Below are 14,726 nucleotides of genomic sequence, written 5' to 3'. Positions count from 1 at the left end.
ATATGATTATAATCGATAAAGGGAATACTTATTCTTCTTCTTCAATTTCTGTTTCTGAAGTTGATGATTCAGTTGTTTTTTTAACTGGTTCTTCCTCTTCTTTTTTGAAAGGTCGTTCACCAAATATTTTTTCCAGATTATCTTTGAAGATAACTTCTTTATCCAGAAGTACTTCAGCAAGTTCTGTAAGTTTATCTTTATTCTTTTCTAATAGGTCAACAGCACGTTGATATTGCTTCTCTATAATATCTGAAATTTCTTTATCAATCAGCTCGGCAGTTTGTTCACTGTAAGGTTTAGTAAATCCATATTCTGATTGACCAGAAGAGTCATAATACGTCAAGTTTCCAACTTTATCACTCAAACCATAAATTGTCACCATAGCTCGTGCTTGTTTAGTAACTTTTTCAAGATCACTTAATGCACCAGTTGAAATTTTATTGAAGATGACTTTCTCGGCAGCTCTTCCTCCAAGTGCAGCACACATTTCGTCAAGCATTTGTTCCGGTCTCACAATTAGACGTTCCTCAGGTAAATACCATGCAGCACCTAGAGACTGTCCTCTAGGAACAATAGTCACTTTTACCAAAGGTGCAGCGTGTTCTAACATCCAGCTTACAGTAGCATGTCCAGCTTCGTGATAGGCAACCGCTTTTTTCTCTTCTTTAGTAATGATTTTATTCTTTTTCTCTAATCCACCAACAATTCTATCTACTGCATCTAAGAAATCTTGTTTTCCAACAGCTTTTTTACCGTTACGAGCAGCAATAAGAGCAGCTTCGTTACATACATTAGCTATATCTGCACCTGAGAAACCAGGTGTTTGCTTTGCTAGGAAATCTACATCTAATTTTTCAGATTGTTTGATAGGTCTTAAGTGAACTTCAAAAATCTCTTTTCGTTCTCTAACGTCTGGAAGATCTACAAAGATTTGTCTGTCAAATCGTCCTGCACGCATTAAAGCTTTATCTAATACATCAGCTCTGTTTGTTGCAGCTAACACGATTACATTTGTGTTAGTGCCAAAACCGTCCATTTCAGTTAATAATTGGTTGAGAGTGTTTTCACGTTCATCATTAGAGCCTGAAAAATTACTTTTTCCACGTGCTCTACCAATAGCATCGATCTCATCAATGAATATGATAGCAGGTGATTTTTCTTTGGCTTGTTTAAATAGATCTCTTACACGAGAGGCTCCAACACCGACAAACATTTCTACGAAATCAGATCCTGATAACGAGAAGAATGGGACTTTAGCTTCACCAGCTACAGCTTTAGCAAGTAAGGTCTTACCTGTACCAGGCTGTCCTACTAACAAAGCTCCTTTAGGTATTTTACCACCTAGAGAAGTATATTTTTCTGGATTTTTAAGAAAATCTACAATCTCTTGTACTTCTTCTTTAGCACCTTCCAGTCCAGCAACATCTTTAAAAGAAGTTTTAACATCGGTTTTTTCATCAAAAAGCTTGGCTTTAGATTTTCCTATATTGAAAATTTGGCCGCCAGCACCTCCACCAGAACCACCAGACATACGTCTCATGATAAAGATCCATACTCCTATAATTAATATGAAAGGTAAAAGTGAGAAGAGTATATTACCAAAGATGTTTTCTTCTGTATCAAATTCAGTTGGAACAAAAATATTGTTATCCTCTTCATTGATTTTATCAATTTTTTCCTGAAAGATTTGCAGATCACCAAATTCGAATATATAATTCGGTTGCGGTGAAACTGAAGGAATGATATTATTAGGTTTTGTGCCTTTGTGAACCTCTTTATCTAACGCCTCTTTGGTTAGGAATACACGCGCTTCTCTTTCATTTATAATCAGAACTTCAGCTATATCACCTTGTTTCATGTAATCGAAAAATTCTGACGGATTGATTTTCTTTCCTGAAGCTCCACCAATACCACCTGAGAACATTTGAATTGCTAAAAATGCTGCAATTACAAATCCGTAGATCCAATATGGACTAAACTTTGGTTTTTTATTTAAATTTTTATTCTCTTTTGCCATCTATAATTACCACCAGCGTGGTTTTTTATTTAATATTTTAGTAACTCGTTTCTATGATTGTCGTCTTAGCATCTCCCCATAGACTCTCAATATCATAATATTCTCTGATGTGTTTTTGAAACACGTGTACAACAACATTTACATAATCCATCAAAACCCATTCAGCGTTATCGCTTCCTTCAATATGCCAAGGATTATCTTTGTGTTCTTTGCTTACCTTTTTTTGTATAGAATTTACAATGGCGTTAACTTGTGTGTTAGAAGTACCTTCACAAATAACAAAGTAGTCGCAAACAGTGTTTTCAATTTCTCTTAAATCTAAAATCGTAATTTCTTTTCCTTTTACATCTTCAATTCCAGCAATAACTGTTGATATGAGTTGATCTGGATTCGTATTTTTTTTCGCCATTAAATTGATTTAATTTTGTGCAAAGTTATTATTTTTTTACTTCTTATAAATAGTTATTAATCATAAGAAATTTATAATTTTTTTTAACACATCACAATGCGTATAATCAAACTTAGTGCCATCGATTCTACTAATAGTTTTTTAAGACAGTTAAGTAGTACTGAAGCACTGACTGATTATACTGTTGTTGTAGCTGATTCACAAACCAACGGACGCGGACAAATGGGGACAACCTGGAGTTCTCATCCTTCAAAAAACCTTATGGCTAGTGTGTTTCTTGATGTTTCTTTTCTCGATACTGAAAACAGTTTTTTTATTAGTATGGCAACGTCATTGGCAATTTCTAATGCTGTAAAAACTTTCCAAATAAAAAATATTAAAATAAAATGGCCTAACGACATTTTGGCAGACCAAAAAAAGATTTCAGGTATTTTGATTGAAAATGTCATAAAAAATAATCAAATACAGGGCACTATCATTGGTTTTGGTTTGAATATCAATCAGATTGTTTTTGATAATTTGCCTAACGCAACATCCATGCATATGGTTACAGGTAAAACCTATGATCTTGACGAAGTATTACAAAGTATTATTAATTATTTGAAACAATACATGAACATGTTGCGAAACAGCAAGTTTCATGATTTGAAGACGTTATATGAATCTGAATTATTCAGAAAAAATAAACCTTCGACATTTGAAGATGCCAAAGGTTTAAGGTTTTCAGGTTATATAAAAGGTGTATCTAATTCTGGTTACCTTCAAATACTTTTAGAAGATAATATTACTAAAGAATTTGACTTGAAGGAAGTTAAGCTTTTATATTAAACGTGTGCAGGCATATTGCCAGCTAACGTTTCAATAAATTTACTGATTGGTCCTTTAATCATCATGGCCATCATAGCATTGAATTCACCCTCAAAGACCAATTCTACTTCACTTTTTGTAGAATCTATTTCAGAAATAAGTCCGGTAAGTGAGAAGTCCAATTTACCTCCTGCTGCTCCCAAAACAATTTTATTAGGAGCTATAGCTTCTTTCTTTTTTAGCACAATTTCAGGCATGCCTTTAAGAGCAAATAAAAACTTATCGTCTTCTAAAACTTCAAATTTACTGATGTTTTCTGGCATTAACTTTTCAAAATTCTTAACATCGGATAAAAATTCAAATGTCTCCTGTGCAGATTTATTTATTGTTGTTTTTGGTGATTCTAATTTCATTATTAAAGTATTATTTATTTACAAGCTATAATCAAATAGCGTTCCATTCACTAGGATTGTCATTCCATAATGCCAGAACTTCTTGTTCTTTAGCATTGATATACATTGTTTCTAGTGCTTGTTCTAAAAGGTTTTCATAATTGCTAAGTGTATGTAAATTGACTTTAGCAGTTTCAAAGTTTTTCTTTGCAACATCAAATCCGTATGAAAATATGGCCACCATTCCTTTGACATTTACATTAGCTGTTTCTAATGCCTTTACAGCATTTAAGCTACTTTTTCCGGTGCTTATCAAATCTTCAACAACCACTACATTTTGTCCAGCTTCAACAAATCCTTCAATTTGATTTTGTCGTCCATGCGATTTAGCCTCAGGTCTTACATATATAAATGGAAGTCCTAAGTATTCAGCAACCAATATCCCAATACCAATAGCTCCAGTGGCCACACCAGCAATGACATCAACTTTGCCATAATGAGCTTCAATATGTTTAGCCATAGTTTCTCGAATGTAATTTCTAATCGGCGGAAATGATAATACAATTCTATTGTCACAATAAATTGGAGATTTCCAACCAGAGGCCCAAGTAAAGGGTTCGTTCGGTTGTAGTTTTATAGCATTAATCTGCAATAAAACTTCTGCAGTTTGTTTAGCGGTTTCTTTATCAAAAATCATGTTGCAAAACTACGGATTTTAACAAAACTAAAATTCAAAAATTTGAATAAAAAATATTTTAAAAATGTAGATGATCTTGATAAAAATGATATTTTTACTATCTAAATAACCTACAGTTAGACTTCATGTATCAAGTTTTTGTAAATGACAAGCCTATAATTTTGACCACTGTTGTGGAAAAAGAAGATGGCTTCAAAAATTACCTCCTATCAAAGGTGAACATTGGTAAGGTAATAAGAGAACTCCGCTCCACACCCTTAAAAGAGGTTAGACTCATTGCAAAAAAAGAAGATAAATTATTAAGCAAATTTTTGAAATTATTGCCCAATGTCATTGCAGGTGGTGGAAAAGTGTATAATGATAAGAATGAAATCCTTTTTATCTACCGAAATAATAAATGGGATTTACCCAAAGGTAAAATAGAAGGTAAAGAAACTATCGAAGCTACAGCAATAAGAGAGGTAGAGGAGGAAACTGGAGTTACTGGATTAAAAATTACAAAACCACTTAATACTACATATCATATATTCAAACGAAATGGGAAGCACAAAATAAAAGTGACCTATTGGTTTGAAATGAAAACAACTTTCAACGGAAAATTATATCCTCAGGAAAAAGAAGGAATCACTAATGTAGAATGGCTCAATACTACACAGAGCCTTGAAGCACTCAGAAATAGCTACGCAAACATTAGAGCTTTAGTGCGATAAGCAACTCATTTTGAATTGATTCAATTGTTAAACTTTAGCTAAAATTCTTAATAGTGAGTAAATATTTATTTCTACTTTGTTTAATTTTATACAACAAACATTAAACAAAATAAAGTACAAATGAAAGACAAATTACTTCTCAAAAGCCCCTTTCAATTGACATTTTTATTCGTTTTTACATTAATGACATCAGTAATGATGGCCACCAATGTATCAACAAGTGTATTGCACAATGATGAGGAATCCTACGCCTCAACATTAACTTCATTTGATTGTGAAGCAAAAGCTGGTACCATGAGTACAGACATGCCAACTGCTGACATATCTAATGGAGTTGCTATTATTACAGCAACTGCAGATGGAAATGCAGAAGTCCCTGATGGCTATGCCAATATTTATGTATTAATGCAAGGTGACGGACTAGTAATTATTGATGCTGGGCCTGAACCATCTTTTGAGGTTACAGAATCTGACGAATATACCATTCACAGTTTAGTTTTTAATCCTGATACTTTAGATTTGAGTATTGTTCAATTTGGTGTGACTACAGGATTTAATGTCTTCGGATTATTGATCGAGGGTGGCGGTAAAATATGTGCATCACTAGATGTGGCAGGCACATCTTTTAAGGTTTATCCTGAAACTTGTACTGCAGACGCAGGTACGATGACTACAGATATGGCCAATGTAGAATTATCCAACGGATCAGCAACCATCACAGCGACAGTAGATGGGAATGCAGTAATTCCAGAGGGTTATGTTCAGGCATTTGTACTCACACAAGGCGAAGGACTTGTAATACTTGGAGCAGGAGGAGAGCCATCGTTCGAAGTGACAGAAGCAGGAGATTACACGATTCACAGCTTGGTATTCAATCCAGATACTTTAGATTTAGGTATTGTACAACCAGGAGTCACTACAGGATTTGATATCTTCGGATTATTAATCGCTGGAGGTGGAGAGATTTGTGCATCACTAGATGTAGCAGGTGCATCATTCAAAATAGATGAAGAGCAATGTACTGCAGATGCAGGTACGATGAGTACAGATATGGCTAATGTAGAATTATCCAACGGATCAGCAACCATCACAGCGACAGCAGATGGGAATGCAGTAATTCCAGAGGGTTATGTTCAGGCGTTTGTATTAACACAGGGTGAAGACTTAGTGATACTTGGAGCAGGTGGAGAGCCATCGTTCGAAGTTACTGAAGCTGGAGATTATACAATCCATAGCTTGGTATTCAATCCAGATACTTTAGATTTATCGATCGTACAACCAGGCGTAACCACAGGATTTGATGTCTTTGGATTATTAATCGCTGGAGGTGGAGAGATTTGCGCATCACTGGATGTAGCAGGCGCATCATTCAAAGTTGACGAAGAGCAGTGTACTGCAGATGCAGGTACGATGACTACAGATATGGCCAATGTAGAATTATCCAACGGATCAGCAACCATCACAGCGACAGCAGATGGGAATGCAGTAATTCCAGAGGGTTATGTTCAGGCATTTGTACTCACACAAGGTGAAGGACTTATAATACTTGGAGCAGGTGGAGAGCCATCGTTCGAAGTAACAGAAGCAGGAGATTACACGATTCACAGTTTAGTATTTAATCCAGACACTTTAGATTTAGGTATTGTACAACCAGGAGTCACCACAGGATTTGATGTCTTCGGATTATTAATCGCTGGAGGTGGAGAGATTTGTGCATCACTAGATGTAGCAGGCGCATCATTCAAAGTTGATGAAGAGCAGTGTACTGCAGATGCAGGTACGATGAGTACAGATATGGCCAATGTAGAATTATCCAACGGATCAGCAACCATCACAGCGACAGTAGATGGGAATGCAGTAATTCCAGAGGGTTATGTTCAGGCATTTGTACTCACACAAGGTGAAGGACTTATAATACTTGGAGCAGGTGGCGAGCCATCGTTCGAAGTTACTGAAGCTGGAGATTATACAATCCATAGCTTGGTATTCAATCCAGATACTTTAGATTTATCGATCGTACAGCCAGGCGTAACCACAGGATTTGATGTCTTCGGATTACTAATTGCAGGAGGCGGAGAGATCTGTGCATCACTGGATGTAGCAGGCGCATCATTCAAAGTAGATGAAGAGCAATGTACTGCAGATGCAGGCACAATGAGTACAGATATGGCCAATGTAGAATTATCCAACGGATCAGCAACCATCACAGCGACAGTAGATGGGAATGCAGTAATTCCAGAGGGTTATGTTCAGGCATTTGTACTCACACAAGGTGAAGGACTTATAATACTTGGAGCAGGTGGCGAGCCATCGTTCGAAGTTACTGAAGCTGGAGATTATACAATCCATAGCTTGGTATTCAATCCAGATACTTTAGATTTATCGATCGTACAACCAGGCGTAACCACAGGATTTGATGTCTTCGGATTACTAATTGCAGGAGGCGGAGAGATCTGTGCATCACTGGATGTAGCAGGTGCATCATTCAAAGTAGATGAAGAGAAATGTACTGCAGATGCAGGTACGATGACCTCAAGTCATCCAATTAGCTGCCTCTCTGGTGGTCAGGCTACAATTTCCGCAGAAATAGCAAGCGTTCCTGTAATTCCAGATGGATACCAACAAATTTTTGTCTTGACGAGTGCATTTTCATTAACTATTTTAGATGCATCGCCAACTCCAGAATTTACAGTAGATCATCCTGGATTCTATCGCATTCATAGTTTAGTCTACAATCCAGACTCTCTTGATTTATCAATAGTAGATTTTGGATCAACAACAGGATTTAATGTGCTACATTTAATTGAGCAAAATAACATTTGTGCTTCACTAGATGTTCATGGTGCTTTAAATTTGGTTATTCCAAGCTGGATATGTCATTTCTTTAATAACAACAGAATTGGTGATCCAACAGCATTAATTGAAGATTATGTAGGCAACTATAGTAGCTATGAGGCATTTGAAGCGTCTTTCAGAAATGAGAAGCTGGATATTGCTTTATATCCAAATCCGACATCTAGTATAGTTCGCATTGATACTGAAATAGTTCCTGAGGAAACGATTAACTATACTGTTGTAGATGTTAGTGGAAGAGTGATGTTGTCAGGAGAAACAACCGCAATTCAAAATGATAATTTGTCTATTGATATGAGCCGTTTAAAAGACGGAACATATTTCGTGAAATTTGAATCTAAATACAGAAACTTTACCAAAGCGGTACAAGTGAGAAAGTAAGATGATTATAACTTAATATTTGTAAAAGGCACTATGAAAATAGTGCCTTTTTATTTGTATGAATTTCTATTCTATACGATAAACAGGATATTGTAAATGTGCTTTTTCATAATGTATACTTTGCTTATGGATCCAATCCAATTGTGCATACCAATTATTGGCAAAATCTTCATCGAATGACTTTTTAAGATTAAAATCGATTTGCAATTTCGGGTTTTGAGTCAGTAGCAGTTTTGCTTTATCTTCCCATACATAAGGAGAGAAGCCTTCTTTTTGTTGTAAGATGGTATCGAAAAAATTCCAACTGAAAAAAGAGTCAGGTGCTTGAGGTTCTAATGTTTCGAGTAAATACCTGCAACCACGTTGATTGGTGTTGATAAGGAGGTCACCTTCGCGAAACTTGACTTTTTCTGTAGAAGATTCTATCTCAACATTATAATGTGGATAATGCCCTTCATAGGCTCGTGTTCTCGTTTCATAATTTTTGATTTTATATGAAGTAACAGTTATCGTTGTGTCTTTTTCTAGTTTTTGAATTACAATATCATTTAAAGTGAGAGGATTAATGACGTTCCACCAGCCTTGCGGAATAACATATGATTTTGGAATGTCAACTTCTAAAGTTGGTGTCATGTAATTTTTATATGTAACCTCTTTAGTAAACGGTTGAGTTCTATCATATTTTAATCGTTGCGCTCCTGTCAAATCACTTTCAATCATTTGTCCTTCATAGCCTTTAAATTGCAATATTGTTGATTGTGTAGTATCTATGGTCCATTGTAGCGGATATGTTTTTTTTGATTTTAGTTCAGCTAATGCATTCTGTCGTAATTCTGAAATTCGTTCACCCTCACCCTCAGTAATTTCTATCATACTCTTCATAAGTTCGTAGGTGCCTTCGACACGTTGTTTGTAAGGTTTAAGCATGTGTGTTTCTACCATCATTCCAAGAGTGTTCCATAGTGTTGTATAGCCTGTTGAGTAACGCGGTGAATCCATAAACTGACTAAAGCCTTGTTCAGGTGTTCTGTTAAATACATTGACATATGGCGTGATATCCCAATCTTTTTCTCCGAGCTTTTGTTCTAATTGTGGCATCATTTCAGTGTGTAAAAATTCTCCAAGTGCACCACCTAACTTGTTATGCTGAGTGAATAGATGCGTAAGTGTGTATTGATAATCGGCACCATTACTCACATGATTATCTATGAATACATCAGGACGAACCTGATTAAAAATAACAGAAAAAGCTTTAGCATTTTTAGTATCAGTTTTAATAAAATCTCTGTTAAGGTCATAGTTACGCGCATTTCCTCTAAAACCGTAAGCTTCTGGTCCGTTTTGATTAGTTCGTGTTGAAGAATTCCGATTTAAACTTCCGCCAACATTATAAACAGGAATGGTTACCAATACTGTGCTTTTTGGCATCTCAATTGTTCCTTGTACCAAATCACGAAACAAAAGCATTGTAGCATCTATACCATCAGATTCTCCAGGATGTATCCCGTTATTGATCATAAGGATACGCTTATTTTCTCTGATCTTTTCAAAATCAAAGTTGTTATCAGGATTCAATGTAACCACGTGTAATGGTTTTCCGGAGTCGGTTTCACCAATTGTTTCTATTGTGATGGCATCATAGGTTTTAGCTAAGTTTTTATAAAAGTCAATGACTTCATCATAAGTTGGAGTTTGTGTGCCTTTTGAGGTTTCAAAAACAGTTATGAAATCAGCATTTTGATTTGTCTTTTCAGAAGAGCAAGACATTACAATTAGAAACAGTAGTATGAGTTTTTTCATATTGAAATTTTTAAGGATAGGTCAATTGTTAATATCGTTGTTTATTTCTTTATCAATTAGAATTAAAAACAATTCAAAGTTAATCTAAATTTGGATTATCCCTCTAAATTAATAGCTAATGAAAGTTTTTGTCCTACCCTTCGGAAAAATAAAGATACTGGAGTCTAATATTGCCGAAGTTATCATTGATGACGGTGTTGTTATTGATGAATCTATGGTTAATGCTTACCGCGCAGTATTAACTTCTCATTTAGAATCTCCTTTTTCCCTTTTGATAAATAAAGAACATGCATACTCATATACGTTTGATGCACAAAGAGCCATGGGAACTCTTAAAGATACCATTGCATTTAGAGCTGTAGTTGTTTACAGTGTTAGTGCAGAAATGGCTACCCAAATAGTTATGAATATCAACAAACACAATAATTGGAATATCAAAATATTCAGGGAAAGAGAAGCAGCTTTAGAATGGCTACTATCCAACCAAAATAATAAAAGTGCGATATAGAATTCTACATTAAATTTATTTAATTTTGTTGCACTTTAAATTTCAGAAATGTCGCAAACCACTAATACCATCTTAATGATTCGTCCTGTCAATTTCAGGATGAATGAACAAACCGCTGTCAATAACTATTTTCAGGAAGATTTGGCTATAAAAAATGCTGAAATCAATGTAAAAGCTCAAAATGAGTTTGACGCTTTTGTTGATAAGTTGAGAGCTGTAGGTGTTAATGTAATTGTAGAACAGGATGATAAATTAATGGACACTCCAGATTCAATTTTTCCTAATAATTGGGTGAGCTTTCACGAAAATGGCGATATTGGTTTGTACCCAATGTTTGCAGAAAACAGAAGAAAAGAACGTCGGGACGAAGTATTTATACGTCTAGAGAAAGAAGGTTTTAGAATTGAAAATATTATTGATTACACAAGTGCTGAAGACGAAGGCGTCTTTTTAGAAGGTACAGGTAGTTTACTATTAGATAGAATTAATGCAAAAGCGTATTGTGCGTTATCAGCCAGAGCTGATGAGGACTTATTTATCGAGTTTTGCGAAGACTTTGAATACACACCAGTTATTTTTACTGCAAATCAGACTGTTGATGGCAAACGTTTACCTATTTACCATACCAATGTTATGATGTGCCTTGCTGAGCAGTTTTCGGTCATATGTTTAGATACCATTGACGATAAAAAAGAACGTAAGAACGTTATCAAAAACCTAAAAGCCGATGGTAAAACCATTATTGAGATCTCAGAGGATCAAATGCATCAATTTGCAGGCAATATGCTTCAGGTTCAAGGACACAATGGGCAACGCTATTTAGTTATGAGTCAAGCAGCTCATGATAGTTTATCGCCAAAACAAATTGCAGATATCGAACGATTTTGTCCTATTCTATCCAGTTCTCTGGAAACTATTGAAACCTGTGGTGGTGGCAGTGCTCGTTGTATGATGGCTGAGGTGTTTTTGCCTAGGGTCTAGTCTAATTTATCAAAAATATAACCGCCTTTTTCAGCACCCAAAATATGTTTATCGTTGTTGTCAAAGCCTCTGTCCCAAGAAATGATTTTATCTTCCATGATTTCAACTTCGCTAGTAGCATAAGAGGCTCCGTAAAGTGTGCTTTCGCATGTCTTTTCTCCTGTTTCTCCTTTATAAAAGTTGGGTTCAATTCGTTGTAATAAGACGTCACAGCCTTCTTTTTTAGAAACCATATCCATCGTAAGACTATCAAATGCTTCAGGTGTTTTCCATTTTCCAATCCATAACGAATCGTTTTCAATGGTGTAAATGGCAGAACTATATATGCTGTCATTTAATTGTGTGACCTCGTAAATACGTTGTCTGTAAGGCTTATCTTGTTTCGTGTTAAGGGCTTGTTCTACATAAAGAAAGTTTCCTTTGTCTTTCCAAATCGGGTACATATGAAGCGAGATGTTTAAATAAGTAGTATCTACCTGAGCCTGTACTTCTGAATTAAATGAACCTTGCATCATAGCAAACAATTCAGGAAGATGATTGGGTTTAGAATCCTCATTAGTTTTTGATGGATCATTTTTACAGGAATAGCATATAATGGCTAAAAGGAATACTAGGAAATATCGAGTCATGGCTGAATTGTTTTTGGGAAGATACCAAAAATTAATTATTCAGCTGGTTTAATTTTTGGAAGCTCTACGTAGAATTTAGTCCCAACATTTGGCGTACTTTCTACCCAAATTCTTCCGTTGTTAAGCTCTACTAATTCTTTACAAATAGTCAACCCTAAACCAGTTCCTTTCTCATTACTGGTACCACGTGTTGTAAATGTTCCATTCTTGAAAAGCTTATCAATATTCTCTTTTGAAATACCAACACCTGTGTCTTCTACACAAATTAGACTATTTCCATTGAGGTCACTATTTGATACCGTAATGACATCTCCAACGCGTGTGAATTTAACAGCATTTGTAATCAAGTTTTGGATTACAATTTCAATCATACTCTTGTCAGCATAAACGAAATCTCTGTGTGACTCATCAATTAATACAATGCGTTTCTGCTCAACTTTTTGTTCAACCAAACTGATTTTGTTCTTGAAAACATCCTGAATATTGAATAATTCAGGTTTTGGCTCTAAATTTTGCATTTGTGATTTAGACCAGTTCAATAAGTTATAAAGAAGCTGTGAGGCACTGTCTGCATTTTCGCTTAGTTCCGGAACCAAATCGTAGAATTCTTCACGAGATATCCCATCCTCTTTGAGAAGATCAATAAAGCCTTTAATTGATGATATAGAATCTTTAAGATCATGAGATACAATGGAAAATAATCTGTCTTTTACACTATTGACTTCTTCAAGATGTTTGGTTTGTAGAGCAAATTCTTCGTTTTGTTTTTCTATTTGCTTATTTTTTTCCTGAAGCTCTCTATTGAACTTAAGGGTGTTTTTTCGTTTAAGGTAGATCAGTAAAAGAATAGTAGATACTATCAAAAATGCAGCACCAAGCACATAGGAAATAGCCTTAAGCTTCTTAAACATAATTTCGTTTTCAGCTTCTTTTTGTTTGATGGCTATAGCATTGAAATCTTCATTAGCATCTAAAGGCTCTACTTCAATTGGTTTTGTGATTACTGGTACAATTGGTTGATTCTCTTTATCAAGTTCACTTTTTAAGTTGAAATATTTTCCTTGCCAGAAGAACGCATTTTGAAACTTACCATTGATAGAATCAATCTCTTTATGAAGTTTGTAGTTCTTTAATAATTCTGGCTTGTTATTGATTCTAGTTGCGATCTCATAAGCTTCGTTAACTTGAATTTCAGCCAGTCGCACTTTTTCTTGCTGAATGTTTAAATCGGCTATAGCATTTAGTGCTCTGAGCACTCCATCGTCATTGTTGTTCTTTCTATTGAATTTTAAGCCTTCTACTAAATATTCTGCAGCTTTGTCGTAATCTTTGAATCTAAGATATTCAGCGCCAATACGAGGTAAAATTTCACCTTTAAGTTTTTGATCAGTACTTGGATTAAGAAGTTTTAAAACCTTTTCGTAGTATTCTATTGCTTTTCTATGTTCTTTTCTTTCAGAATATAGTAAGGCTATATTTCTTGTGGATGTTTTAATACCAATACTATCTCTTAATTGTTCTCTTACATTTAAGGCTTTGATATTAAACTCTAATGATTTATCAACTTGATTGGTGTTATAGTAAGCTTCTGCCAAATTATTGTAAGCAGAACTTAATTCGTCTTTTAAATTTCTGGATTCAAACGTTTGTATAGCAGACAGTGAGTTTTCTAAACCAACGCTGTAATTTCCTCTTTTGATCTCTATTAAACCAATACTGTTGTTTACTTTTGCAATTCCTAGAGTGTCACCTAACTGACTGTAATACCTGCGTGATCTGTTGTAACCATCAATAGCATTGTAATAATCGTCTTTTTGAGCATAAATTAAAGCTTTGTAATAATTGACGTCAGCTATACCTTTTGCATGATTAAGAAGTTGTGATAAACGCTCAGTATTTTCAATGTAGATGAGTGCTTTCTTGTAGCTCTTAGCTTCATAAAGCGCTTTTACTAAACGTAAAGAGGTGTCTACTTTTGATGAGTCTTGGCTTTGAAAAGATAAATGCACAGTCAAACTGTCGATCTCATTTGTTTGTGATAAACAGAAGAACGAAGAACATAAAACAGCTAATGTTATTAACTGCTTCATAGTTTAGTTAGAGTATTAATAATTGCAAAATTATTTTCACACGAAACTTCCATTAGGGTTGGATAGTTAGAGTGCTGTAATAATAATGTCAATCTCAATAAAGATTGATTATTAAGTTTCATCAACGTTTGGGACTTTGATTAATAGCAGTATCAAAAATCAATAAAAAGGATATTAAAGCCTAATTTTTGGGTTTTAATGCCTATAAATTAGTTAAAGTGAACATTGAAATTCATAAAAACATCGACGAATAGATTAACGGCAAAAATCATAGAAAAACGGCACTTTTATCGATGAAATGCATGTTGTGTTATTGTAAGAAATAAATTACTGATAATCAGTTGTTTATTGGTTTATATGCGTATTTAATAAAATTCCGATAATTTCATGTAAAGAAAACTTACGATTATCATTAAGTGAATTTTCTAATTTTTCTTTGCATGGTATATGTT

General features: G+C 34.8%; 12 protein-coding genes. 5 read left to right on the top strand and 7 right to left on the bottom strand.

All coding sequences use genetic code 11. The annotated features are described in order from the left end of the window. Positions 1–28: 28 nt before the first annotated feature. Positions 29–2,017, bottom strand: a complete 1,989-nt coding sequence (ftsH, locus tag Q0951_RS07375; RefSeq protein WP_299335915.1) for an ATP-dependent zinc metalloprotease FtsH — start codon at positions 2,015–2,017, stop codon at positions 29–31. Positions 2,018–2,054: 37 nt separating this feature from the next. Then, positions 2,055–2,426, bottom strand: a complete 372-nt coding sequence (gene rsfS / locus Q0951_RS07370; protein WP_299335913.1) for a ribosome silencing factor — start codon at positions 2,424–2,426, stop codon at positions 2,055–2,057. Between the two features lie 96 nt (positions 2,427–2,522). On the opposite strand from rsfS, the gene Q0951_RS07365 reads away from it, so the two are divergent. Beyond that, positions 2,523–3,254 (top strand): biotin--[acetyl-CoA-carboxylase] ligase, encoded by a 732-nt coding sequence (locus Q0951_RS07365; protein ID WP_299335911.1) that lies wholly within the window; start codon positions 2,523–2,525, stop codon positions 3,252–3,254. Here Q0951_RS07365 and Q0951_RS07360 read toward each other — a convergent pair. Together Q0951_RS07360 and pyrE are read right to left on the bottom strand one after the other, a co-directional pair. After that, entirely contained in the window at positions 3,251–3,646 is a 396-nt protein-coding gene (locus Q0951_RS07360; RefSeq protein ID WP_299335909.1) for an SRPBCC family protein, read from the bottom strand. The genes Q0951_RS07365 and Q0951_RS07360 overlap by 4 nt on opposite strands. A 31-nt stretch (positions 3,647–3,677) precedes the next feature. Next, a complete protein-coding gene (pyrE, locus tag Q0951_RS07355; protein WP_299335907.1) occupies positions 3,678–4,322 on the bottom strand; it encodes an orotate phosphoribosyltransferase in 645 nt (214 codons plus the stop codon). A gap of 125 nt (positions 4,323–4,447) precedes the next feature. Here pyrE and Q0951_RS07350 point away from each other — a divergent pair, with 125 nt between their 5' ends. Then, a complete protein-coding gene (locus Q0951_RS07350; RefSeq protein WP_299335905.1) occupies positions 4,448–5,032 on the top strand; it encodes an NUDIX domain-containing protein in 585 nt (194 codons plus the stop codon). A 120-nt stretch (positions 5,033–5,152) separates the two neighbouring features. Then, positions 5,153–8,266 carry a T9SS type A sorting domain-containing protein gene (locus Q0951_RS07345; RefSeq protein ID WP_299335903.1) on the top strand — a complete coding sequence of 1,038 codons (3,114 nt, stop codon included), beginning with the start codon at positions 5,153–5,155 and terminating at the stop codon, positions 8,264–8,266. Between the two features lie 66 nt (positions 8,267–8,332). Here Q0951_RS07345 and Q0951_RS07340 read toward each other — a convergent pair whose 3' ends face one another. Further along, positions 8,333–10,066: a M14 family metallopeptidase gene (locus Q0951_RS07340; protein ID WP_299335901.1), complete on the bottom strand. Its 1,734-nt coding sequence runs from the start codon at positions 10,064–10,066 to the stop codon at positions 8,333–8,335. A gap of 118 nt (positions 10,067–10,184) precedes the next feature. Here Q0951_RS07340 and Q0951_RS07335 point away from each other — a divergent pair, with 118 nt between their 5' ends. After that, positions 10,185–10,574, top strand: a complete 390-nt coding sequence (locus tag Q0951_RS07335; RefSeq protein WP_299335900.1) for a hypothetical protein — start codon at positions 10,185–10,187, stop codon at positions 10,572–10,574. Positions 10,575–10,622: 48 nt separating this feature from the next. Continuing rightward, positions 10,623–11,555: a citrulline utilization hydrolase CtlX gene (gene ctlX / locus Q0951_RS07330; protein ID WP_299335898.1), complete on the top strand. Its 933-nt coding sequence runs from the start codon at positions 10,623–10,625 to the stop codon at positions 11,553–11,555. On the opposite strand, the gene Q0951_RS07325 is transcribed toward ctlX, so the two are convergent. Together Q0951_RS07325 and Q0951_RS07320 are read right to left on the bottom strand one after the other, a co-directional pair. After that, positions 11,552–12,184 (bottom strand): chromophore lyase CpcT/CpeT, encoded by a 633-nt coding sequence (locus Q0951_RS07325; protein WP_299335896.1) that lies wholly within the window; start codon positions 12,182–12,184, stop codon positions 11,552–11,554. The genes ctlX and Q0951_RS07325 overlap by 4 nt on opposite strands. Positions 12,185–12,219: 35 nt before the next feature. Then, positions 12,220–14,274, bottom strand: a complete 2,055-nt coding sequence (locus Q0951_RS07320) for a tetratricopeptide repeat-containing sensor histidine kinase (protein WP_299335894.1) — start codon at positions 14,272–14,274, stop codon at positions 12,220–12,222. Between the last annotated feature and the right edge of the window lie 452 nt (positions 14,275–14,726).

This window comes from uncultured Psychroserpens sp., from assembly GCF_947501425.1.
In the GTDB taxonomy this organism is placed as follows: domain Bacteria; phylum Bacteroidota; class Bacteroidia; order Flavobacteriales; family Flavobacteriaceae; genus Psychroserpens.
Note: the sequence above shows the minus strand (reverse complement) of the source record. Positions and strands in the feature narration are given on the sequence as shown.